Annotated in this window: 17 protein-coding genes and 2 pseudogenes; 14 read left to right on the top strand and 5 right to left on the bottom strand. The window is 56.2% G+C overall.

Annotated features, from left to right (window positions below; translation table 11 throughout):
* The first annotated feature begins 411 nt into the window (after positions 1 to 411).
* The 8 genes and pseudogenes from ltrA (at position 412) to OA90_RS25845 (ending at position 7136) form a co-directional block, all read left to right on the top strand.
* A pseudogene (ltrA, locus tag OA90_RS29875) lies at positions 412 to 1926 on the top strand (group II intron reverse transcriptase/maturase).
* Between the two features lie 67 nt (positions 1927 to 1993).
* A pseudogene (locus OA90_RS25815) lies at positions 1994 to 2485 on the top strand (IS3 family transposase); the annotation flags it as partial.
* A gap of 171 nt (positions 2486 to 2656) precedes the next feature.
* Positions 2657 to 2872 (top strand): hypothetical protein, encoded by a 216-nt coding sequence (locus OA90_RS25820; RefSeq protein ID WP_068419679.1) that lies wholly within the window; start codon positions 2657 to 2659, stop codon positions 2870 to 2872.
* Positions 2862 to 3329, top strand: a complete 468-nt coding sequence (locus OA90_RS25825) for a lysozyme (protein ID WP_068419681.1) — start codon at positions 2862 to 2864, stop codon at positions 3327 to 3329. Before OA90_RS25820 ends, OA90_RS25825 begins: the two co-directional genes overlap by 11 nt.
* Entirely contained in the window at positions 3326 to 3685 is a 360-nt protein-coding gene (locus tag OA90_RS25830) for a hypothetical protein (RefSeq protein ID WP_068419683.1), read from the top strand. Before OA90_RS25825 ends, OA90_RS25830 begins: the two co-directional genes overlap by 4 nt.
* A gap of 230 nt (positions 3686 to 3915) precedes the next feature.
* Positions 3916 to 4170, top strand: coding sequence for a hypothetical protein (locus OA90_RS25835; protein WP_156510661.1), 255 nt, complete (start codon positions 3916 to 3918; stop codon positions 4168 to 4170).
* Between the two features lie 355 nt (positions 4171 to 4525).
* Positions 4526 to 5119, top strand: coding sequence for an NAD(P)H-dependent oxidoreductase (locus OA90_RS25840; RefSeq protein WP_068419687.1), 594 nt, complete (start codon positions 4526 to 4528; stop codon positions 5117 to 5119).
* An 856-nt stretch (positions 5120 to 5975) separates the two neighbouring features.
* Positions 5976 to 7136: a DUF2336 domain-containing protein gene (locus tag OA90_RS25845; protein ID WP_068419689.1), complete on the top strand. Its 1161-nt coding sequence runs from the start codon at positions 5976 to 5978 to the stop codon at positions 7134 to 7136.
* 3 nt (positions 7137 to 7139) lie between these two features.
* Here the strand turns inward: OA90_RS25845 and OA90_RS25850 are convergent, their stop codons facing one another.
* Positions 7140 to 7766: a LysE family translocator gene (locus OA90_RS25850; RefSeq protein ID WP_068419691.1), complete on the bottom strand. Its 627-nt coding sequence runs from the start codon at positions 7764 to 7766 to the stop codon at positions 7140 to 7142.
* Positions 7767 to 7862: 96 nt separating this feature from the next.
* On the opposite strand from OA90_RS25850, the gene OA90_RS25855 reads away from it, so the two are divergent.
* Both OA90_RS25855 and OA90_RS25860 read left to right on the top strand, forming a co-directional pair.
* Positions 7863 to 8621, top strand: a complete 759-nt coding sequence (locus tag OA90_RS25855) for an extensin family protein (protein ID WP_068419693.1) — start codon at positions 7863 to 7865, stop codon at positions 8619 to 8621.
* Between the two features lie 74 nt (positions 8622 to 8695).
* Positions 8696 to 9916 (top strand): alanine racemase, encoded by a 1221-nt coding sequence (locus tag OA90_RS25860; protein WP_068419695.1) that lies wholly within the window; start codon positions 8696 to 8698, stop codon positions 9914 to 9916.
* Between the two features lie 107 nt (positions 9917 to 10023).
* On the opposite strand, the gene OA90_RS25865 is transcribed toward OA90_RS25860, so the two are convergent.
* On the bottom strand, positions 10024 to 10506 hold the full coding sequence (locus OA90_RS25865; RefSeq protein WP_068419697.1) for a BA14K family protein: 483 nt from the start codon (positions 10504 to 10506) through the stop codon (positions 10024 to 10026).
* 206 nt (positions 10507 to 10712) lie between these two features.
* Here OA90_RS25865 and OA90_RS25870 point away from each other — a divergent pair, with 206 nt between their 5' ends.
* Positions 10713 to 11471 carry a DUF2470 domain-containing protein gene (locus tag OA90_RS25870; protein ID WP_347876844.1) on the top strand — a complete coding sequence of 253 codons (759 nt, stop codon included), beginning with the start codon at positions 10713 to 10715 and terminating at the stop codon, positions 11469 to 11471.
* A 119-nt stretch (positions 11472 to 11590) separates the two neighbouring features.
* On the opposite strand, the gene OA90_RS25875 is transcribed toward OA90_RS25870, so the two are convergent.
* The 3 genes from OA90_RS25875 to OA90_RS25885 all read right to left on the bottom strand — a co-directional run bounded on the left by OA90_RS25875 (position 11591) and on the right by OA90_RS25885 (position 18954).
* A complete protein-coding gene (locus OA90_RS25875) occupies positions 11591 to 13237 on the bottom strand; it encodes a HAMP domain-containing methyl-accepting chemotaxis protein (RefSeq protein WP_208986305.1) in 1647 nt (548 codons plus the stop codon).
* 410 nt (positions 13238 to 13647) lie between these two features.
* Positions 13648 to 17232 (bottom strand): hydantoinase B/oxoprolinase family protein, encoded by a 3585-nt coding sequence (locus OA90_RS25880; protein ID WP_068419703.1) that lies wholly within the window; start codon positions 17230 to 17232, stop codon positions 13648 to 13650.
* A 240-nt stretch (positions 17233 to 17472) separates the two neighbouring features.
* Complete coding sequence (locus tag OA90_RS25885; RefSeq protein WP_068419705.1) at positions 17473 to 18954, bottom strand: glycosyltransferase family 39 protein; 1482 nt, start codon at positions 18952 to 18954, stop codon at positions 17473 to 17475.
* Between the two features lie 264 nt (positions 18955 to 19218).
* Between OA90_RS25885 and OA90_RS25890 the strand changes: the two genes are divergently transcribed.
* The 3 genes from OA90_RS25890 to OA90_RS25900 all read left to right on the top strand — a co-directional run bounded on the left by OA90_RS25890 (position 19219) and on the right by OA90_RS25900 (position 22146).
* Positions 19219 to 20214, top strand: coding sequence for a TRAP transporter substrate-binding protein (locus OA90_RS25890; RefSeq protein ID WP_068419706.1), 996 nt, complete (start codon positions 19219 to 19221; stop codon positions 20212 to 20214).
* Positions 20215 to 20284: 70 nt separating this feature from the next.
* Positions 20285 to 20842 (top strand): TRAP transporter small permease, encoded by a 558-nt coding sequence (locus tag OA90_RS25895; RefSeq protein ID WP_068419708.1) that lies wholly within the window; start codon positions 20285 to 20287, stop codon positions 20840 to 20842.
* Positions 20842 to 22146: a TRAP transporter large permease subunit gene (locus OA90_RS25900; protein ID WP_068419712.1), complete on the top strand. Its 1305-nt coding sequence runs from the start codon at positions 20842 to 20844 to the stop codon at positions 22144 to 22146. The genes OA90_RS25895 and OA90_RS25900 overlap by 1 nt, the downstream gene beginning before the upstream one ends.
* Positions 22147 to 22203: the final 57 nt, after the last annotated feature.

Genomic DNA, 22203 nt, shown 5'->3' on the forward strand with positions numbered 1-22203 from the left:
TCTGAGGGCTGGAATGTCGCCTTCGCCTACACGGCTTAACAGGCGGAATGCTGATGAAGCTGCCGGACACGTAAGTCGGCGGCATCCGAATACGGTCGTATATGTAGGTCGCCCGTATGGGGTCATGGGGAGAAGGCAGCCAGACCATGACATCGGCATCGACTTGCGGAACGCAAGGGAAAAGACTGCGACCGGCAACCTCACCAATACGCTGACGTCCAGCATATGAACGAGGGAAGGCATGATGGAATGACAACGAAGTATTGCGTCGCAAGGGAGTTGACCCTGATGTCCATCATGCTGGCGGAGTTCCCGTAGTAGTCCGGGATGGGGAAAGCCCATCACATGGCGAAGGGGAACAGTTCAAACTGCTTGAAGTGCAAACTATCTGACCAAGCGAGGTGAAGACCTTTGATAATCAGTGAAATGCAGCACAAGCTCGCAACATGGGCCGAGAGCGATCCGAACCGAAGGTTTGATCGGCTTCTTCGGCTGATTGCCAATCGGGAATGGCTTGCCGAGGCCGCTCGGATGGTTCTTGCGTCGAGTGGCGCACGAACACCGGGCATCGACGGAATGGACAAGCAACGACTGCAGGTCAAGCTGGATGAGCATCTGGACGGCCTGCGGACAAGCCTGCTGGAGGATAGTTATCGCCCCCAGCCGGTCAAGCGCATCTATATCCCGAAATCCAACGGCAAGCTACGACCACTGGGTATTCCGACCCTGACGGATCGCATCGTTCAACGCGCCATGCTGATGGCCATGGAGCCGGTCTGGGAGAGCGATTTCCATCGTTTGTCCTATGGCTTCCGGCCGGAACGCAGCGTGCATCATGCCGTCCGCACCGTGAGGATACAGCTACAGGATGGAGGTGGAACGAAGGGCCGCTGGATCATCGAAGGTGATCTGGCCAGCTACTTCGACACGGTCCATCATCGGCTGCTTCTGAGATGTGTGCGGCGACGGGTGCAGGACGGACGGTTCGTCGATCTTCTCTATCGGTTCTTGAAAGCAGGGCACATTGACCGTGGCCTGTTTATGGCCTCAAGCGAGGGTGTTCCGCAAGGTGGCGTTCTGTCACCGCTCCTGTCCAACATCATGCTCCACGAGTTTGATATGTGGCTGGAGGCGAAATACCTGAACAAGAAGGCCCGCAAGGATCGCTGGGCATGGAACTTCGGCATCCAGCAGGGCCGCCCCATTACGGTTCGTGAGAACCGGCAATGGAAACCGGCTGTTGCCTATTGACGATACGCTGACGACTTTGTCGTGATCGTAAAGGGAACCAGAGCCCAGGCAGAGGAAATCCGCGAGGAGTGCCGGGCGTTTCTGGAAGGTGAGTTGAAGTTGACGCTGAACATGGAGAAGACCCATGTCACACACGTCAATGACGGCTTCGTCTTTCTGGGGCACCGGATCATTCGCAAGCGAGGGGCACACGGACGGATGTCCGTCGTCACGACGATACCCAAGGAAAAGGCCAAGGGGTTTGTTCGCAGACTGACCGAAACCTTATCCGGCAATCATAGTGTCAGTACGGTCGACATGATCGCTGGCCTGAACCGCCAATTGGTGGGATGGGCGGCGTTCTACAAGTTCACCGACTTCACGGCGTACGTCTTCCGGCGCATCGATCATGTCGTGTTCTGGAAAATGGCGCATTGGCTGGGGCACAAATACCGATCCCGCATCAAACCCTTGATGCGGAAATGGTTCAGGGCCCCGGAACCGGGCAAGGCGAAAACCTGGCTCGTGTTTGGTCGCAATGAACGCGGTGACCCCGTCGGAAAAGCGTTGAAACGGCTTGTCTCAAGCCCCAAGGCGCAATTCCGGTGGGAAAACCCATACATCTTCCGGATCGAAGACCGCAGTACCGTCACGTCGCACTACCATGACGTTGCTATGGCCATGGGCCAAGCTTGAATGGAGAGCCGTATGCGCTGAAAGGTGCACGTACGGTTCGGGGAGGAGAAGCGCTTCTGCGCTTCTTACTCCACTGGCCACCTGGCAAGGTTTTGTCTATGTCGCCTTCGTTATCGACGCGTTTGCCCGGCGTATCGTCGGCTGGCGTGTCAGCCGAACAGCGCATGCGTCCTTCGTTCTCGATGCCCTGGAGCAAGCACTTCATGATCGACGTCCCGTTCATGACGGCGGCCTCGTACACCACTCGGACAGGGGCGTCCAATACGTATCGATCAGGTATTCGGAGCGGCTGACCGAGGCTGGTATCGAGCCTTCTGTCGGAAGCGTCGGCGATAGCTATGACAACGCTCTCGCAGAAACGATCAACGGGCTTTACAAGGCCGAGGTCATTCATCGCCGGGGGCCGTGGCGAAACTTCGAATCCGTCGAGTTTGCCACCCTGGAATGGGTCGACTGGTTCAACTACCGCCGTCTTCTGGAGCCGATAGGAAACATCCCTCCGGCTGAAGCAGAGGAACAATACTACGCCGCGCTGGATCAACCGGCCGTGGCCGCATAACTTAAACCAATTGGCCTCCGGCAAACCCGGTGCGGTTCAAAGCCTAAAATGAGTCACACTATAAGGCGCTTGGTATTAGCTGCTACAGCTTAGCAACTTGTCCGGAATCTCGCGACGATCTCTATGTTTATCTCGCCATTAGGCGGTTTTTTTGTGCATGAAAGATGCTTAATGACAATTGTTTCTGACTGGCGCTGCGTCCTGAAACGGGCGTGGAGCGTTCGACTGATCGTGTTTGCAGCGCTGTTTTCAAGCGCGGAGGTGGCGCTGCCCTTCTTGGGTGATTTCATCTCGCCGGGAAGAATGGCCGCGCTGTCGGCTCTTGCAACAGCGGGTGCGATCTTCGCCCGCATCCTCGCGCAGAAGGACATGAAATATGGGACGTAAGACTCGTTTGGCGGGTGCTGTTGGTGCGGCCGCCATTGCGCTGGTCGGGGTCTGGGAAGGCCTGCGGCTGACTGCCTACCGCGATATCGTTGGTGTACCCACGATTTGTTACGGTGAAACCCTCGGGGTCAAGCTTGGGGATCGGCACACGAAGGGCGAATGCGGTGCCATGCTGCTGGCTTCGCTCAAGGTACACGAAGCAGGGATGCGCAAGTGCCTGAAGAGGCCGGACAGCATTCCTGACCGTTCCTATGTTGCGTTTGTCAGCCTGACATACAACATTGGCGTCAGGGCTTTCTGCCAATCCACCGCAGTGAGGCGGCTGAACAGGGGCGATGTCGAGGGTGCCTGTGATGCGGCGACGTGGTTCAACAAGGCCGGTGGACGAAAGATTGTGGGTCTGGTGAATCGCAGGGCGGCGGAGCATGAGCTTTGCCGTGAAGGGGCCCGGGGATGATAGCCATGATTTTTGGAGGTGTGCTCCAGAGCCGAGCACTCCGAATGCTCATCATACTGGCCGCCGTCTCGGGCGGCTTTTTTGTGTGGCACAAGGCTGACAGATCCAATGCGGTGAGGGCCGCGCGTGAAGGCTATGTGAGGCAGATCGAGCTGATCGCAGCACAGAAGCAGTTGGAGGTGCTCGCACACCGGCAAGCGATTGCCGACACGGCCCGGCGCCAATTGCATACCGAAATCGAAAAGGCCCTCGCCGAAGCGGAGGCCGCCGAACAGGAGCTTGAGCACTATGTCTCGACCGTTGAGGATAACTGCGTTGTTAAGCCTGGCCTTGCTGAGCGCCTGCGGAACCGTTGACGGACGTGTGAAGGTGCTGGGAGAACAAACTGGCCGCCTTGAGGTGGAAAAGAGGCTGCCGAATTATCCGTCCGATTGCCGGAAAGAAGAGCGTTCCGGCACCCGGACAGGAGACCCACTGGACGTGGCGCTGCTTCGAAGCGATCGAGCCTTGGGCCGGGCAAATGCCCGCGTGCTGCGTTGCGCCGGCTGGTATGATGAAATCAACGCCGGCTTCGCAGGAGATCGTGGTGACTGAGGACGAGATGCGAGAGATCGCCCGTTTGGGCGGCAAGGAAGGCGGACGGGAAGGAGCGTGGGAAGTTCTTCGTGCGCTCGGTGTCGATACTGAACACCCACTGGAGGCACAGAAGGACATGCACTTCCTACGCGACCTCCGAAAAGGAACCTCCAGCGTCAAGGTGAAGTTCATAAATACTGTAATAGGCGCCTTTGCTTTGGCCGGTCTTTACAAGATTTTTTCCGGTGTGATGTGGGAACCATGAGCGAGAGTTCTCGATATTTTCAAGGGCCGGTCTCGGGTGATTTAGGCGAATTCAAAACAGATTTCGCAGATACGCTCAACCGAGTGGAGAGACGGAGTCAATAGATGTTTTTACCAATTTGATTTTCTGGCACCCGCGCCTTTGCTCTCAGGTTTTCATCAACTTCGATGGTATTGTTGAGAGCCGACTTTCCCTGCCGCGGTGATCAGGTCTGTTCGTACGGTCAACCAGAGAAAGATGCAGTCGGTGGCTACACACTGTTCACTAGAATACAACTAGTGCGTCGCATTTGGCGCGACTATCTCCAATTCACATACGAAATAACCGGAAACGGTTGCCATTTTTGGAGATACCCATGAGCAATCCTGTAATCCTTCAAATTGATGCTTCGGCCAGAAAATCAGGCTCGGTAACGCGCGAGCTGACAGGTGCCATTGCAACGCAGCTTTTGACAAGCTCTCCGACTGCGAAAGTTCTGATCCGTGACGTTTCGCAAAATCTGCCTTTTCTGGACGAAGAATGGGTTGGTGCAAACTTCACCGACCCTTCTGAGCGAACGACGGAGCAAAGGCTTAAGCTGGCGCTGTCCGACACACTTGTTGCAGAGCTGAAAGCTGCGGACACCATAGTGATTGGTGTGCCCATTTATAACTTTTCGATCCCTGCCGCTCTCAAAGCCTGGGTTGATCTGATCGCGCGGGCAAAAGAAACATTCAAGTACACAGAGAGCGGTCCGGTTGGGCTTCTTGAAGGCAAGAAAGCTTACCTGGCAGTCGCTTCCGGAGGGACCAAAGTAGGCTCGGAAATCGACTTCGCCATTAATTACCTGAAACATATGCTCGGATTTGTCGGCGTAACTGATGTCACCGTGATTGCCGCCGATCAGCTGATGATGGATCCTGCCAATCAGGACGCTGCACTGGCGCAAACGCGTGAACTTGCAGCCTAATTGTTGAGCCTCAACAAGGTCAACTTGTTGGGGCTTATTTCTGATGTTCCCAGTCTTCAGAGCATCCCACTGGCGAACAAACGGCTGTTGATCTGGGTGCGCGTTCTCGGATCAAGGCAATTGTCTGTTTCTGCCATGTCCCAGCGCCGCTTGCCGTATTGTTGTGAATTCAATCTATGATTGCGGTTGCTGTTGCGGAACGAGAGTTGGAATATCAACACCAGGGCACAGACTGTTGGGATGATGGGGAACGGTCAAGGTTCTTGGTCGACCGATAAATCGCTTCCGCTTCCCGCCTGCACCTTCTGGTGCACCGGGCCGGGATCGTTTTTTATTATTCTGTTTGTTGCGGATTTTTTTAGCCGAAAAACTGGTATCGACTTGAATTGTTTATCTATTTTCAGATTGGGTCAGATCACGCCCACCACAATGGCAGCCAGAAAAGCAAGGGCTGCAAGGAAGGCAATCATATTCAGGTTCCGTGAAAGGATCATCTGCGCGCTCCCGATTACCTCTGTTTGACGGACCGATATTAAGGCAGCCATTCCGGGAAACGAAGAAAAAAAGATGCTGCAGTGCAAAGCGTACTATGCGCTCTTGAGTTGCGCTCCTTCAAGATTTGTTAATTAAGGCATTGATAGAAAACAGTCCCTGCGCTTTTGAAGAGCACGCATTTCTGGTTCAGACAGGTTAAGGTTTTTCTGACCATCGATTTGTCTGCGACCGCGTTCGCAATCTTTTTGAGCCCGTAGAACGAAAGAAATCCTCAGAAAATCGGTGAATTTGGCGGTAGCCTAATATTAACAGGGTGTTGCTATAGTTCCCGCTCATACGCGATGAACGCGTTGGAGTGTTAATGTTCAATCTTAGCAAACTCGCTGCTTTGGCAAGAGATCACAGCGCTGCAGGCCGAAAAAGCCTGATCTGCATGCTGACGGATCTGTTTGTAAGCGCAGGCGATGACAGAGATGAACAAATCAGTCTGCTTTTCGGTGATATCGTCCTTAAGGTTCTTGGGCAGTTGGAGGAGGAAACCCGAATCATCCTGTCCAAGAGGATGTGCGCGGAAAAAGGCGCGCCGCATGAACTGATGATTAAATTGGCCCAGGATACCCTGGTCGTTGCCGAGCCAGTTCTGGAAAAGTCTCCCGTACTAACCTCCGAGGACCTGACGAACATAGCCAAGACAGTCTCTATGGAACATCTTGGCGTCATCGCGGGCCGAACCTCCATCGACAAGTCAACTACATCCGTGTTGGTCGATCGGGGTGATGAAAGTGTTCTGAACAAGGTTACTGAAAACAAGGGAGCTCACTTTTCCGATGCTTCCTTTCTGAAACTGATTGAAAAAGCCAGAACCAACACAAAAATCCAAGCTACGCTCATTGACCGTTCGGATTTGACTGAAGAAGCTGCCGATGCCTTGCTGCCGTTTCTGACGGAAGAACTGAAAGAGCGGGTCGCCGCGCTCGGTGCCGACAACACGCTTGTCCAGTTGCTGGCGCGGAGGGCCGCCAACGAAGTGGCTGCTCGTTCCCAGAAGCTTGAAGAAGCGCGGGAGCAATCCAACACCCTGATTCAGGATGTTGTCAGCAAAAAAGCGAAAATCGGTGATGCCGTGATCCTTTTCTCTCGGTCCGACCGAACGGCGGAATTGGGAATGTTGCTGGCTAAAGTCAGTCAACTTCCGCCCGCAGCGGTGTCTCAGCTGTTGTTTAGTACAAGTGACAAGCCATTGATCATACTCTGCAAGGCAAACGGAGTCCCTGCGGAGGCTTACAAAGAAATCCTCACGATGCGTGCCAGGCGACTTCGTATTGGTGGTCTTGAACTGAACGCTGCCATCCAGCGCTATGCAGCCCTTGGCGAGGAAGGTGCAAAGAGATCGCTTGAGGTTCTGAAGCAGTCCGGTGCCTCGTTCGGCCTTAAAATCGGCGATGAGAAGGCAGAGCCAGGTGAAGCAGTTGCCAAGAAAAAGATCCCTTTCGCGTCCAGCCGAAATTCCTCCTCCGAGTGATGCCTATCCCGCCGTTCGCTGCAACGTAGCGGTCATGGCCGCCGCGGAAATCAGAAATCCGCCCCCCACCTTGTTGACCATCCGCAGAAGAGACGGACTTCGCAGCTTTCGGCCAACGGCCGCCGCTGCAAGAGCATAAATCGCAGCATTGAAAATACCCAAGATCACGAATGTAACTCCCAGTAGTGTCAGTTGGGGAACGACAGGGGCCTGGGGTGCGATGAAGTGCGGCAGAAACGCCATGAAAAATACTATGCCCTTCGGGTTGAGCGCGGTAACAAAGTAGGCATGCCAGAAGATCTTCCAGGCAGGTATATCTGCAACTTTATGCGCGCCAAGTGCGACGGGGCGGCTACGCCACATTCTGATGCCGAGCCAGATAAGATAAATTGCCCCGATCCATTTGAGCGCTGCAAATGCAGTGGTGGAGGCAGCCAAAATGGCACCCAGACCGAGGAGAGATGCGGTTGCCGCCGTCGCATCGCCCAATCCTACACCCAACACGCTTGCGAGGGCCGATTTCCGACCCTGGGTCAGGGCATAGCTTACAACAAGCATCACAGTTGGTCCGGGAATGGCCAACAGGATCAGTGTTGCAACAATATAGGCGGAATATAATTCTAGCGTCATGGGGATCCCGCAGGTTTAGTTGGCGAAATTTGGTCTGCTGTTGAGGATTATACAAGCAAGCGAAGCTGGGGTTCAATGGTTGGAAGATGGTGGAATATGCGGCTTGTCTCTAAGCTCCGCTGTGTCGTTCTGGCAGGGACATTCTTTGGTCTCCCCGCGCTAGCGGTGGGGGAAGCTGTCCCGGAAGCCAAACCGTTGGCGACAATGCAACAGGAACCGTTTCTGGAGGGGGTCGACACGCCCCCCACCAAGCCACAGGCTCCGGATAGCCCCGGAAAAACTCCAGGTGTCCGGTCCAAAGCACTTGCAGCATGTGTCATTCCAGGAGCTTTGCTGGATGTGGCCGAACCGGTCGCCGGCGGTAGACATGACGGCTGCGGGATTGCGGATCCGGTCAGACTTTCCGGTGTTGTGAGGGGGGGGGATGTGGCGAAGTTTTCTGCTCCAGTAACAGTCTCGTGCGAGTTCGCCAAGGTTCTGACTGGCTGGCTGAGACAGGATGTTCTTCCCGAAGCTGAACGCGCATTCGACAGTCCGGTCGCCGTCGTGGCGAGCGGTCCGGGGTACCAGTGCCGCCGGCGGAACAACCGGCCGGACGGAAAACTGTCGGAGCACGCGTTGGGTATGGCCATTGACATCGCTCAGTTTCAGCTGGCTGACAGATCAGACGTTTCCGTTGAAAAGGACTGGGGTGCCAAGACCGAAAAGGGGAGGTTCCTGAAGGCAATTCATGCCAAGGCCTGCAAACGCTTCACGACAGTACTCGGTCCGGACGCCGACCCCGACCATCGTTCTCATTTCCATCTGGATACCGGCTGCCACGGTCAGGACTGTACTTATATTATCTGCCAATGAACTCAATCATGGCTTGCAAATCATCTGCAAGCTTGTTCCATTCGAGACAACGACCGCAAACGCCGGAAACCTTGATGGAACGATATACGAGTGCCGTTGAAGCCGCACTGGATCTCCGGCCAGATCAGCCGATTTACTGTTTTCGGCCTGAGGTTTTGCGACAGGACGCGAGGCAGTTTCAGGAGCTTTTTCCCGGCAAGACCGCATATGCGGTGAAAACCAACGGGGAACCATTCGTGCTGGACGCGATCGCCAAATCCGGCATCGATTGTTTTGATGTCGCTTCTCCGGCTGAATTTGCCGCCGTCCGCAAGGCCGCTCCCAAGGCCGAATTGCTCTACATGCATCCGATCAAGGCCCAATCAGATATCCGGCTCGCCCTTGAACAATTCGGCATCCGTACACTCTCCCTGGATCACGAAGACGAAGTAGCCAAGATTCTGCGGATTGTGCGGGCTCTCGATATAGATCCGGGCACAATCACGCTGTTTGTGCGCATCGCCACCAAAGGCCATGCTGCCTATGAGCTGTCGAAGAAATTCGGTGCAGCACCTGGTCATGCGGTCGAACTCTTGCAACGCATCGACCGCATCGGATTCAAATGCGGTCTGTGTTTTCATGTCGGCAGCCAGATTGAAGAACCCGAGACCTATGAACGAGCCCTGGCTTCGGCAGACTGGATCAGATCACGGTCAGGGGTGCCAATCGTTGCGCTGGACGTCGGCGGCGGCTTTCCGGCTGTCTACGGCCACGATCCGCGACGAAAGTTTCGGGAAATGCCATCGCTCGATGAGCTCATGGCGCAGTTAAAGTCGGATATTACCGATTGGCAATTTGACGATCTGCCGCTCGTGGCCGAACCCGGGAGGGTCATCGTTGCAAGGTCGATTTCCCTGATCGTTCGTGTTCTTCTGAAAAAGGGACGCCGCCTTTACATCAATGATGGCATCTGGGCTTCCCTCTCGGACAGTTGGACCGGCAAAATCACATTGCCGGCGCGGTTTATCCCGGATCCAGCCCGGAAAACGCGGTCAGGCCAAGCGGACAAGATAGTACCGTTCAAGGTCTGTGGTGCGACCTGTGACAGTGTGGATATTCTGTCCCGGCCGTTCTGGCTACCGGAAACGGTCGATACGGGAGACTGGATCGAGATTGGCCATATCGGCGCGTACAGCCTGTCATTGAGGACGCGGTTCAACGGGTTTTATCCGGACAAGGTGATCGAAGTCAGCACGCCGTTCGATGCGGGCGAAGCGCCCGAGAGCTTTGCCTCCATCGAGACGATGGCCGACTAGATGGGTGCTGAACCAGAGAAAATGCGGCAACAAGCGCTTGGCCAGTTGGCTGGCCTGTCGCTTGTTGCCGCAACCTCGCGGGCTATGGGCTTTGCTGCCCTTCCAGCCTATTGGCAGAAACGCTGTTCGCCGCCATAGGTGGTATAGGTACCGGTCGACGAATTGAAGGACCGGAATTTTGAGGAACAATACTGATACCAGGCGGGGCTCCACGGCTGGTATCCTGCAGCTCCGTGTACTCGACCGGGATGTGGCGTGGACGGATAGTAGTTGACGGGCGGGGGAGCGGCGTAGCTCGGCTGGCTGGTCGCACCTAGCAGGATAGCACCAGCGGCAAGGCCGATGACACCAGCGGCGACGGCTGCACCCAGATTGCCGTTGTTTCCGTGTTTCTTGTGTCCCTGATTGTTGTGTTTGTTCGAGCGATTCTTGTGTCCTTTTTGCTCTCTGTGCGACCGATTGTGCTGGTTGTGGCCGCCGCGGTTGTCATTCCAACCGTTTCTTGGTCCTGCTTCTGCGGTTGCGATTGTCGGCAGAACAAGTACGCCTGTCAGGGCGGCGGCGATAATGCGTTTGCTTGTGTTGTTCATCGTCTTTCTCCAATGGCCCGCGCTTGTTTGTGAATGGCGCCGTAGCTGATATTGAGAGATTTGCACATGCGGTCTGAACGCGTTCTGAGATGCTCGTTCATCTGGTGTTCAGATTCCCGCCGAGGGAATTGCCGTCTAATGCTCCGTTGAATAACCGTTGCTGTTAACGCCGGCAATCAGAAGGACTAATGGAGAATCGGAACGACGTGGACAAAGAAACAAAATCCGTTATCCGTCCGACAAATGACGATGCTCGTCTGCTGGCCAAGGGGCTGATCCGCTCTGCGAGGTTCGGCGCTCTTGCGGCGATAGAAGCCGAATCGGGGCATCCGATGGCCAGCCGGGTTTCCGTCGCGACGGATCTCGATGGAACGCCGGTTATTCTCACAAGTACATTGTCCGGTCATACCGCAGCGATTTTGCAGACACCTGCCTGTTCGCTGCTTGTTGGCGAACCCGGCAAGGGCGACCCCGTGGCACACCCGCGGACTTCACTTTTCTGCAATGCACTACCTGTTGAACGGGGAAGCCGTGTCCACGAACGTTTGCGCGCGCGCTACCTGGCACGTCATCCCAAGTCTCAGCTTTATGTCGATTTCGGGGACTTTTCGTTCTTCAGGCTGGAGCTTTTGCGCGCCAGCTTGAACGGTGGTTTCGGTAAGGCTTTCGAGTTGGAGCAAGAGGACCTGCAGACATCGATGGACGATCCTGAGCAATGGGCGGCATTTGAAGCCGGCGCGGTCGCCCATATGAACGATGATCACCGGGATGCCATTAAGCTTTATGCCGAAGTGCTGTGCAAAGCGGAAGCCGCCAATTGGCGGCTGGCGTGTCTCGATCCGGAAGGGTTGGATCTTGTCGCGGGAGACCGGACTGCGCGGCTCTGGTACACCGAACCGCTTAGCGATCCGAAGGACCTGCGGCCAACGCTGGTTGCTCTTGCTCTGCAGGCGCGCAACGCATAGAGGGCCTGAATAAGAGACGCTCTGAAAATGGCCGCCAAAACGGCGGCCATTGCTCAGTCTCAATCCGATAGCCGCGACAGCTGTTTCGATCTATCCTTGCTCGGCCTTATGGGAAAGCTTCAGGCAGCGCGCAGGTGCCCGAGGAAGTCGCCGAGGCCTTCACGGATGGTGCCGATCTGATTGGAGACCTCCTGTATCCGGCCAACCACTTCTTTCACCTGTTGGCCCGAGGTCCGGGCAGCCCGGTTCACTTCGGAAATGTTCTGGGAAATGTCTTCGCTACCACTGGCCACATGATTCACATTCATCGCTATTTCCGAAGTGACCGCATTCTGTTCCTCGATTGCTGAAGCGATGCCGGATATCTGGTTCCTGATGTCAGTCATGGAATTGACGACAGTCGTAATGGACTGGGAACAGGAGGCGGCGCCGGACTGGACGCCACTCAACTGCGACCCTATTTGACCGGTCGCCTGGCCGGTCTGGTTCGCGAGCGCCTTTACTTCTGATGCCACGACGGCAAACCCCTTGCCTGCTTCGCCTGCTCTGGCCGCCTCGATGGTTGCATTCAGTGCCAGTAGATTGGTTTGAGCGGCGATGTCGCTGATGAGTTTCAGGACTTCGTTGATCTCGTCAGCCGAGGCGGAAAGGCTTCCGACCGTGGCACTGGACGTTTGTGCCTGTTCAGACGTTTGTGATGTAGACGTATTGGCCAAGGAGATCTGGCGGCTGATTTCCTGAATAGAGCTGGCCAGTTCCTCTGACGCCGAAGCGACGGACTGAGCGCTCGTTGTTGCCTGGTGCGCTGCTGCGGAAACCGTATTGGCGCGTTCCTCGGTTTCCTGGCTGTTTCTTGCAAGCTGGTCCGCCCTGTCTGCAAGTTCCTGCAGGGCGCTGGTCACCGTGTCGCAACTCGACATCAGCAGGTTTTCCAACTGGTCCGCTAACCTGAGGCGCGTTTCTCTGCGATCGGTCTCGGCCTGTATTTCCTCGTCACGCGCCTGCTCCTGGAGACGTTTCATTTCGATCGTGTTCACGCGGAACGTCTCAAACGCTTCGGCAACTTTGCCGATTTCGTCCCTGGACCGGACATGGACCTCCACTTCTGTGTTGCCCTTGGCAAGTTCGAGCAGGCCGTTGGAGACCCGGCCGAGCGGTTTCGAGATCATGAACCGCGCAAAAAGCAATGCTCCCAGGCCGCACAAGACGAAAGTCGCCACGGCGGTGAAGATGATTTGCCTGAGTGCCTGTTTTTCGTGTTTCTCGGCGGCGATTGCCGCAGCATGCGTGAAACGCTCGATTTCCTCCAGCAGTGCGACGAGTTCATGATCAAGCCGATCCTGTTCCTCTTCCATGACCATGAGCAGATTGCCCGCCTCCGCGAGTTCGTTTATTTCTATAAGATGCAGGATTTCGTCAACATGGGCCTTGTACTGTGCGTATTCGGCCTCGATGCGCTTCAATTGCTCGACGGCTAGCTGAAACTCCTTGCGCTCCACTTCGGTGGTTGAGTGGTCCAGGGCGTGTTGAGCCAATTTTTCGGCTTTCAGGATCTCTTCACCCACCTGGATTTCCAGTTTATGCAATGTTTCTTTCAGCGAATGGAGTGCCGTTGCTTCATTCTCGGAATGAATCCCTGCGATACGTACGATCCGTTCAACAAGCGCTGCCTGCTCCAACTGATGACTGGTCACATGACTGATCGCCTCCGTCAGCGGGATGTCCTTTTCGGCGATGTTGGCGAGTTCCTTCCCGATTGCATTCATCTGGTAAATGGCAACCGCGGCCACAACTACGAGGCCGGAGCAAAGTAGCGCAACAAGTACGAGAATTTTGCCAGCGACAGTATTTAAAACCGGATTTGAAACTTGCATTCGGGAAACCTCAACCGTCCAGGGGTTCTACTGAGTTCGGATCTCGATGACCCCAATCTTAAGTAGTATCGGGTTGAAGAAATGGTAAAGACTTTGCTCAGATTGCGGAAAAACACTCGTATAAGTAGTATTTACAGCGACAAGATTGCGCGTTTCTCTTGAGCATCTGCTCATAATCAGTGCAACTGCCTGCGCAGAGGTGCAATTCCCAGCTTAAAGTTGAGTCGCTCGGTAAAAATTATGCAAGCCGCACCTTGTGGTGCGGCTTGCCGTTAGCCTTGTGAGCAGTGATCGGACAGTGCTCAGAATTGTCCCCAGCCACCTGCCGTCGGTGTAACGACGGTCACCGCTTCACCGGCTTCCAGAACGGTCTGGTCACAACCTTCAAGTTTCTCGATCGTCCCGCCAGTCCGCCGGACCTCTGTCCGGCCGAGTTGCCCGTCTGATCCGCCTTTGAGACCTTTGGGCGGTACGGTTCGATGGGACGCCAGGATGGCGCAGTCCATCCTTTCCAGGAACCGCAAGGTCCGCCGGGTGCCGTCCCCGGCCGGCCACTTGCCCTTACCGCCAGACCCCTTGCGGATGTGAAAGTCTTCCAGAAGCACCGGGAAGCGGAATTCCAGCACTTCCGGATCCGTCAGACGGGAATTGGTCATATGAGTGTGAACACCATCTGTGCCATTGAAGCCGGGCCCTGCCGGCGAGCCTGAGCAGATGGTTTCGTAATACTGATAGGTCTCGTTGCCGAAAGTCAGATTGTTCATCGTTCCCTGGGCGTTGGCCATGGCACCAAGTGCCGCGAAGACCGCGTTGGTGACATGCTGCGAGGTCTCCACATTACCGGCGACAACCGCAGCCGGGTAGGTCGGCCGCAGCATGCAGCCGTCGGGAATGACGATATGGATCGGTTTCAGGCAACCGGCATTCATGGGGATATCACCGTCCACCATAACGCGGAAACAATAGAGGATTGCGGCACGTGTTACCGGCTCAGGCGCATTGAAGTTGTTGGGCTTCACGTCCGAAGTGCCAGTGAAATCCACGGTTGCTTCGCGCTTTTCCTTGTCGACCGTGATCTTGACCTTGATCACCGCGCCCTGATCCGTTGGATATTCGTATTCGGAATCCTTGAGAGCCTCAATGACCCGGCGCACGCTTTCTTCGGCGTTGTCCTGGACGTGCCTCATATAGGCCTGGACTACATCCAGTCCGAAATGGGTCACCATCTTCCTGAGTTCCTGAATACCCTTTTCATTGGCTGCAATCTGCGCCGAGAGATCGGCGACATTCTGGTGCGGATTTCTGGCTGGATAGGCGTGATCGGTAAGAAGTTCGACAAGTTCGGTTTCCCGGAAATGCCCCTGATCGACAATCTTGAAATTGTCGAAAAGGACACCTTCTTCATCTACGATGGTGGCGCGGGGTGTCATGGAGCCGGGCGCGGAACCTCCGACATCTGCATGGTGCCCACGCGAAGCAGCCCAGAACAGTATCTTTTTTCCCTCGTCATCGAACATCGGGGAAACCACCGTGATGTCGGGGAGGTGCGTTCCGCCATTATAAGGGGCGTTCAAGGCAAATACGTCCCCCGGTCTGATCTTTCCCTTGTTGAGCTTGATGACTGTTTCTACCGATCGGTCCATCGAGCCGAGATGCACCGGCATGTGCGGAGCGTTGGCAACTAGCGCGCCATCGGCGTTGAAGACGGCACAGGAAAAGTCCAGCCGCTCCTTGATGTTGACCGAATAGGCCGTGTTTTGAAGCGTCACGCCCATCTGTTCGGCGATCGACATGAACAGGTTGTTGAACACCTCCAGCATGACAGGATCGGCCTTGGTGCCAATGGCCTTGGTCTGTTTCAGAGGCACAACCCGCTTCAGGATGACGTGGTCCTTGGTGTTGATTTCCGCCTGCCAACCGTTTTCAACGGCAATTGTCGCATGCGGCTCAATGATCACTGCGGGTCCGGATACCTTCATACCCGGTTTGAGGACTTCACGTTTGAATATCGCGGCGTCATGCCAGGCGTTCTCAGAATAAAGGCGCGTCGTGGAGGCCTCCTTGGCGGTGTCTGAAGACAGGCTCAGATCGGGCTCCACGAGACCCGCGCCACCGCCGGCCGTCTCGACTTCAAGCGCTTCGACAACAACAGGTTTGTTGTCATAGGCGAAACCGAATTGACTATGGTGGGCGCGTTCGAAGGTGGCACGCATGTCGGCAACGCCGCCGAGAGGAACGGGGAGCGGTGTGTCCGTCCCCTCATAGCGAAGATGTGCTGTGGCGGTCGTGGATCTGGCGTTGGACGGAATCTCCTGTTTTTCGAGTTCTGCTTCTGTCTGGTTCGCCAGATGGTCCCGAAGGGTGGACAGCTCCGTGAGCAGATCTTCGTTCAGCGTCTTGACCACGGCCTGCTGACGGTCGGCCCTGATTTCGGCAAGGCCCATTCCATACGCTGAGAGAATACCGGAGAACGGGTGCAGAATGACGGTTTTCATGCCGAGACTGTCGGCGACCCGGCAACCGGTCTGACCGCCCGCACCACCAAAACAGGTCAGCGCATATTCGGTCACATCATAGCCGCGCTGAACGGATATTTTCTTGATTGCGTTGGCCATGTTCTCGACGGCAATCTTCAGGAAGCCGTCGGCGACCTCAGATGGTGTGCGGCCGTCACCGATCTTTTCAGCCAATTCCGCGAATTTTTTCGAAACGATTTCCGCGTCCAGCGGCTCGTCCCGGTTGGGTCCGAAAATCTTCGGGAAAAACTCGGGCGAAAGTTTGCCGGTCATCAGGTTGGCGTCAGTGACCGTCAGCGGTCCGCCTCGGCGGTAACAGGCCGGGCCCGGATTTGCTCCGGCGGAATCGGGACCGACCTGGAAGCGGCCGTCCGAATAGTGCAGGATTGAGCCACCGCCTGCGGCCACGGTGTGGATCATCATCATCGGTGCGCGCATTCGCACACCGGCAACTTCCGTTTCGAAGGCCCTTTCGTAGTCGCCGTCGTAGTGGCAGACATCGGTGGACGTGCCGCCCATGTCGAAGCCGATAATCTTCTCGAAACCGGCCATGCGCGAAGTTTCCACCGCGCCGACGACACCTCCCGCCGGACCTGAGAGGATCGCATCCTTGCCCTGGAAGAGCTCTGCGGCCGTGAGGCCGCCGGAAGACTGCATGAACATCAGTCTCGGTCCCTTACCAAGCTCTTCGCGAACCTGGTCCACGTAGCGGCGCAGGATCGGTGAGAGATAGGCGTCGACGACGGTGGTATCGCCGCGTCCAACCAGCTTCATGAGCGGGGACACTTCGTGGGATACTGAAATTTGAGGGAAGCCGACGTCCTGTGCGATTTTCTTCAAGGCCTGCTCATGGGCCGGATAGGCATAGGCATGCATCAGCACGATGGCGATGGAGCGGATGCCTGCATCCCAGACTGCCTGCATTTCGCGGCGGGCTTCGGCTTCATCAAGTGCCATTTCCAGCGTACCGTCCGCGCGGATGCGCTCGGAAATCTCATGGACGCGCTCATAGAGCAGTTCCGGCTTGATGATCTCCTTGGCGAAAATATTCGGACGTGCCTGATAACCGATTTCCAGAGCGTCCCGGAACCCCCGGGTGATCAGGAGAGCGGTGCGTTCTCCCTTGCGTTCCAGAAGGGCATTGGTGGCGACGGTCGTTCCCATTTTCACGGTCGCGATCATGTCCGGGGGGATCTGTGCGCCCTGAACGATGCCGAGCAACTCGCGGATCCCCTGAATGGCCGCGTCCCGATAGGCTTCGGGATTCTCCGACAGGACTTTGTGCGGATGCAATGTTCCGTCCGGGGCCCGTCCGACAATGTCGGTGAAAGTTCCGCCCCGGTCGATCCAGAAATCCCACTTGGCCGTCATGTGCACTCCTCCGATTTCCTAATAATTCCGCCATCGCGAGCGACCACGCGATTTTCGGCAGTCGATCCGTACTCTGATGTTTTGTGATTTTATGTTTACATTTTATCGATAAATTGTCGATGAGAAATTTGCTCTTTCTCGCATTTGCCTTCTGCTTGGGTTCAAGCGGGTTTTGAAATTCAGGGCGCCAGCCTTGGTGCCCAGTCAAGAAACGGTTGATCCAGCCAGACTGCTCGGTCCTCAGTTGTGTGGAGCAAATCGCAGCAGTTTCAATCCGCTTGCCCCCCATCCGAAGCGTTGCGCCACCGGCTCCGGTTCGGAGGCGCTGAAAGCCTCAAGCGCTTGGCTCATTTCGTCGGGGGTGCTGTGAACCAGCAAAAGCCAGCGTTCATTTTCGATTGCGCCTGACGATTGGTTTTTCAGGTCACCAATTTCTCCTGCTGCTACAAAACTGTCCGGTGACCTCAGATAATACTCAAGGGCAGGCGCCGCGAAGCCCTTGTAAAGCACAAGCTGCCGGTCCTTGGAACGATTGGCCTTGTAATCCTGGGTAATGCCGCGCCAGTCGGGCCGCACTTTGTCAAACAAGGCGAATCTGAGTTCCGGGAATGTCAACGTCAACGCCGCAACGAGGAGTGCGGCGGGGCCTAAACGGGGGATGAACTGGTTGGCGCCTGCGGATGCAAGCAACAACAGTCCGGGCCAGGCTGCAATCAGATATCGGTCGAACAGGATCGGCTGCACAAGCAGGGAATAGAGATAGGCCAGAATCAGCGGGCCAGCCGTGAAGGCAAGGCAGATTCCCGCGAACTTCCTTTTGTTTCCCTCATCTTGTGAAGAAACGGTATCAACGAAAAACACGCGCAGGCAATAGATGAGTGCCAAAGCCGACAGTATCCAGAAAAACACAATTGAGCCGGCGATACTGAAAACCATGGATTTCAAGAACTGAATGTCCGGATAGGCAATCCAGAAACCTGCTTCGGCGACTGATCTGGCACGGTTCGCCAGGATGAACAGCCAGGGTAGAAAGGCAAGGGCACTGAAACCCATGCCGAGGCAGGCGATTGTCGCAGGTGACAGCGTGAGCCGTCCGGCTCGAAGCGTGTCATTGAGGGCGTAGAGTGCGCAAACCAGACCGACAGCGGCAAATCCGAGCAGGGCATAGATATGGCTGTAGAGAAAGGCAGCGCCGCTGAGGCTGAGAGTAGTGAACCAGCCGATAGAAGGGCGGTTCAGCACTTTCATGACCGACAACAGGAAGGCAAGTCCCCCGGCCGCGAGAAGCGCATACATACGTGCCTCGGTGGAATACCAGATGTGAAACGGCGAGGTTGCCAGAAGCGCGGCGGCAAGCAGTGCGGAATATGGTCCATCTGATGCGTCGCCGGCCAGAGATCTTCCTGACAGATAGATCAGCCAGACGGCCAAAACCCCGAGAATGACAGAGGGCAGGCGAAGTGCAATCTCGCTGTCGCCGAAGACCGGCATGGTCAGCCACAAGATCACGTTGTGAAAAGGCGGGTAATTATCCGCGGCGACGGATGAGAGCAGTTCGGAAAATGCTCCCCTGGACTGCGCCCAGGTCACCGCCTCGTCGTACCAGAGGCTGGTTCTGTCCAGATCGTACATGCGCAGTGCTGCCGCAACGACCAATATGACAATGAGCAACAGCGGCCCGGTGAAGTTGCCGAGCCTGCCGTGACCTAAGTTCTGTCGCACGTCTTGGCGTCCTCCCGCAGGCGTGGTTGCGGCACGCTAGAACATACCGCGTTCACATGAAAGCAGCTTGATAGAGTGGCCCTTCCGATGAAGGAAGGCATATGCGGACAACGAGAGTTACGGTGACAATTTATCGATAAATTGTTGATGTTTTCAATTTTTGAGCTTAGGCTGCGGTCAGATGCGCTTTTGACAGGTGTGCACAGAATGCACCGGGAGCTGCATTGCAACGGGATCTGTCCCGCTTCCAAGAGGAGTATATTCATGCTGCAATCACGTTTTCTGACACGGGCCGGTGTCCGTTTGGCCGCCGCCGCCGCTTTTGGTCTTGCCGGTGTCGCCGCCGTTTCCGCCGAAACCAAGTGGGACATGCCGACCCCTTATGGCGACAGCAACTTCCATACGCAGAACATCGCTGCCTTCGCCGAGGATATCAAAGAGAAAACCGATGGATCTCTGGTCATCCAGATCCACTCCGCCGGATCACTCTTCAAGCATCCGGAAATCAAGAATGCCGTTCGCAAGGGTCTTGCGCCTATCGGTGAAGTTCTGGTGTCACGCCTGTCGAACGAAGATGCCGTTTTCGGCGTAGATTCAGTGCCTTTCCTGGCACCGTCCTACGACAAGGCATGGAAACTCTATCAGGCCGCGAAGCCTGCCATGGAAGAGAAGCTGGACGCTCAGGGGCTTGTCCTGCTTTATACTGTGCCGTGGCCGCCGCAGGGTGTCTATGCGGAAAAGGAAATCTCCAGTGTCGATGACATGAAGGGCCTCAAGTTCCGCGCCTACAATGCGGCGACCGAACGTCTGGCACAGTTGGCGGGCGCGGTGCCAACACAGGTTGAAGTTCCTGATATTCCGACCGCGTTTTCCACCGGCCGCGTGGAAGCCATGATCACTTCGCCCTCCACCGGTGCGAACTCCAAAGCATGGGACTTCCTGAGCCATTATCACGACACGCAGGCGTGGTTGCCCAAGAATATGGTCTTCGTCAACAAGGGGGCGTTCGATGCGCTCTCCGATGCCGAAAAGGCTGCCGTGATGGACGCTGCTGCGGAAGCTGAAAAACGCGGATGGGAAGCCTCCAAGGTGGAGACAAACGGCAAGACCGCTATTCTGGTGGAAAACGGCATCACCGTGGTGGAGCCGAGCAAGCAACTGATCCAGGGGATGGCCGCCATTGGCGAGACAATGTCCGCCGAATGGCTGGCGGAAGCCGGTGAAACCGGCACTGCCATTCTGGAAACCTACAAAAACTAAATTCAAAAAACGCCGGGCAGTTCAGCCCGGCGTTTTCTTGTTCAGCTGCACATCTGGTTGGGGGAAACCGATGCGAATAGCTCTGAATGCGCTCTATCGGGCGTCAACGATACTGGCTGCGTGTTGTCTCGTAATCATCGCCTCCATGGTGGTCCTCCAGGTGCTCGGGCGTCTGCTGGATGGCGTTCTGGGCCTGGCCGGCATGGATCCGATCGGTTTGCTGGTTCCTTCGCTTGCCGAGATCGCGGGTTTCCTGCTCGTAGGGGCATCCTTCCTGGCGCTTGCCGGGACGCTCCGCAACAGCGACCATATCAGGGTGAACATACTGCTTCAGGCGGTTCCGTCCCCGGTCGCACATCTCCTGAATATCTGGGCCGTAGCAGTCGCCTTGGGCCTCGCCGGGTTCTTTACCTGGCATGCGGGCGGGCTCGCCCATGACAGTTACACCTACGGGGAAGTGTCCTTCGGCATCGTCCCGATCCCGCTGGTCATTCCGCAAACCGTCATGACTGCGGGGCTTCTCGTGTTTTCAGTCGCCTTGCTGGACGATCTTATTACCGCACTTACCGGCCGCGCACCAAGCTTCGAGACGGTGAGCAAGGGCGACCTGATCGAGGGAAAAGAATAATGGACCTGTCCCTGATCGCTTTTTTCCTCGGTTTCGGCATGCTGGCTGCCCTGGCGACCGGCATTTGGGTCGCGGTTGCTCTTTTTGCTGTAGCTCTTGCCGCCATAATGGCGCTTGTTTCGGTGCCTGCCGGTGCCGTCATGGCGACCACCGTCTGGGGCGCATCGAATTCCTGGGACCTGACGGCTCTGCCGATGTTCATCTGGATGGGTGAAATCCTTTTCCGTTCGCGTCTGTCGGAGGACATGTTCGCAGGTCTTTCACCCTGGATGCGCAATCTGCCGGGCAGACTGCTGCATGTGAACATTCTCGGCTGTGGCATCTTCGCGGCGGTGTCCGGTTCCTCCGCGGCGACCACCGCAACAATCGGGCGCATGTCCCTGCCGGAACTCAAGCAGCGCGGGTATGACGAGCGCGTGGCCATCGGTACGCTGGCCGGATCGGGTACGCTCGGACTTCTCATCCCACCATCGATCATCCTGATCGTCTATGGCGCGGCGACCGAACAGTCGATTGCCCGCCTGTTCATGGCAGGTGTTCTTCCGGGCGCCATGCTGTGTCTCCTGTTCATGGGATACATAGTGCTTTGGGCACTTGCCAACCGGCAGAAGATGCCCCCGAAGGAAGAGCCGGTTCCCTTTACACGGCGGCTCGTCGCCACCCGCAGGTTGTTTCCGGTCATCGGGCTGATAGCCGGTGTCATCGGCTCGATCTATGCGGGCCTGGCCTCGCCGACGGAAGCGGCCGCCATCGGTGTGATGCTGTCTTTGCTGCTTTCACGGGCTAGTGGAACCTTGAACCGGAAGAGCTTTGCCGATGCGTTGATGGGGGCCACCAGAACATCCTGCATGATCGCCTTCATTCTTGCCGGGGCATCGTTTTTGACCGTCGCCATGGGGTACACAGGTATTCCGCGTGAGTTGGCGGCGTGGATAGGTTCGCTCGAACTGTCGCCCTATGCGCTGCTCGTGGCGCTCACGCTGTTCTTCGTTGTGCTGGGCTGTTTTCTTGATGGCATATCGGTGGTGGTCCTCACCACATCCGTGATCCTGCCGATGGTGGAGCAAGCAGGTCTCGATCTTATCTGGTTCGGTATTTATCTGGTCCTGGTCGTGGAGATGAGCCAGATAACTCCACCGGTCGGGTTCAACCTGTTCGTGCTTCAGGGGATGACCGGCTACAATATCTTCAAGGTTGCCCGGATGGCATTGCCGTTCTTCCTGTTGATGATCCTGGCTGTGGTTCTGATTGTAGCCTTCCCGGGCTTGGCTCTTTGGCTGCCACAGACGATGTTGAGCAATTAACGAACAGTCCGTGCGGGAGGTCCAAAGCGTTGCCGGAGAAACCTGAGCCCAATACCG

Origin of the sequence: Labrenzia sp. OB1 (genome assembly GCF_001624695.1) — a bacterium.
Classification (GTDB): domain Bacteria; phylum Pseudomonadota; class Alphaproteobacteria; order Rhizobiales; family Stappiaceae; genus Roseibium.

Bases quoted from the DNA above. Each gene is read 5' to 3' on its own strand.
- OA90_RS25850 (WP_068419691.1), bottom strand. From the start codon at position 7,766: ATGACGCTAGAATTATATTCCGCCTATATTGTTGCAACACTGATCCTG.
- OA90_RS25900 (WP_068419712.1), top strand. From the start codon at position 20,842: ATGGACCTGTCCCTGATCGCTTTTTTCCTCGGTTTCGGCATGCTGGCT.
- OA90_RS25840 (WP_068419687.1), top strand. From the start codon at position 4,526: ATGAGCAATCCTGTAATCCTTCAAATTGATGCTTCGGCCAGAAAATCA.
- OA90_RS25855 (WP_068419693.1), top strand. From the start codon at position 7,863: ATGCGGCTTGTCTCTAAGCTCCGCTGTGTCGTTCTGGCAGGGACATTC.
- OA90_RS25895 (WP_068419708.1), top strand. From the start codon at position 20,285: ATGCGAATAGCTCTGAATGCGCTCTATCGGGCGTCAACGATACTGGCT.
- OA90_RS25820 (WP_068419679.1), top strand. From the start codon at position 2,657: ATGACAATTGTTTCTGACTGGCGCTGCGTCCTGAAACGGGCGTGGAGC.
- OA90_RS25825 (WP_068419681.1), top strand. From the start codon at position 2,862: ATGGGACGTAAGACTCGTTTGGCGGGTGCTGTTGGTGCGGCCGCCATT.
- OA90_RS25860 (WP_068419695.1), top strand. From the start codon at position 8,696: ATGGAACGATATACGAGTGCCGTTGAAGCCGCACTGGATCTCCGGCCA.
- OA90_RS25880 (WP_068419703.1), bottom strand. From the start codon at position 17,232: ATGACGGCCAAGTGGGATTTCTGGATCGACCGGGGCGGAACTTTCACC.
- OA90_RS25890 (WP_068419706.1), top strand. From the start codon at position 19,219: ATGCTGCAATCACGTTTTCTGACACGGGCCGGTGTCCGTTTGGCCGCC.
- OA90_RS25830 (WP_068419683.1), top strand. From the start codon at position 3,326: ATGATAGCCATGATTTTTGGAGGTGTGCTCCAGAGCCGAGCACTCCGA.
- OA90_RS25845 (WP_068419689.1), top strand. From the start codon at position 5,976: ATGTTCAATCTTAGCAAACTCGCTGCTTTGGCAAGAGATCACAGCGCT.
- OA90_RS25865 (WP_068419697.1), bottom strand. From the start codon at position 10,506: ATGAACAACACAAGCAAACGCATTATCGCCGCCGCCCTGACAGGCGTA.
- OA90_RS25875 (WP_208986305.1), bottom strand. From the start codon at position 13,237: ATGAATGCAATCGGGAAGGAACTCGCCAACATCGCCGAAAAGGACATC.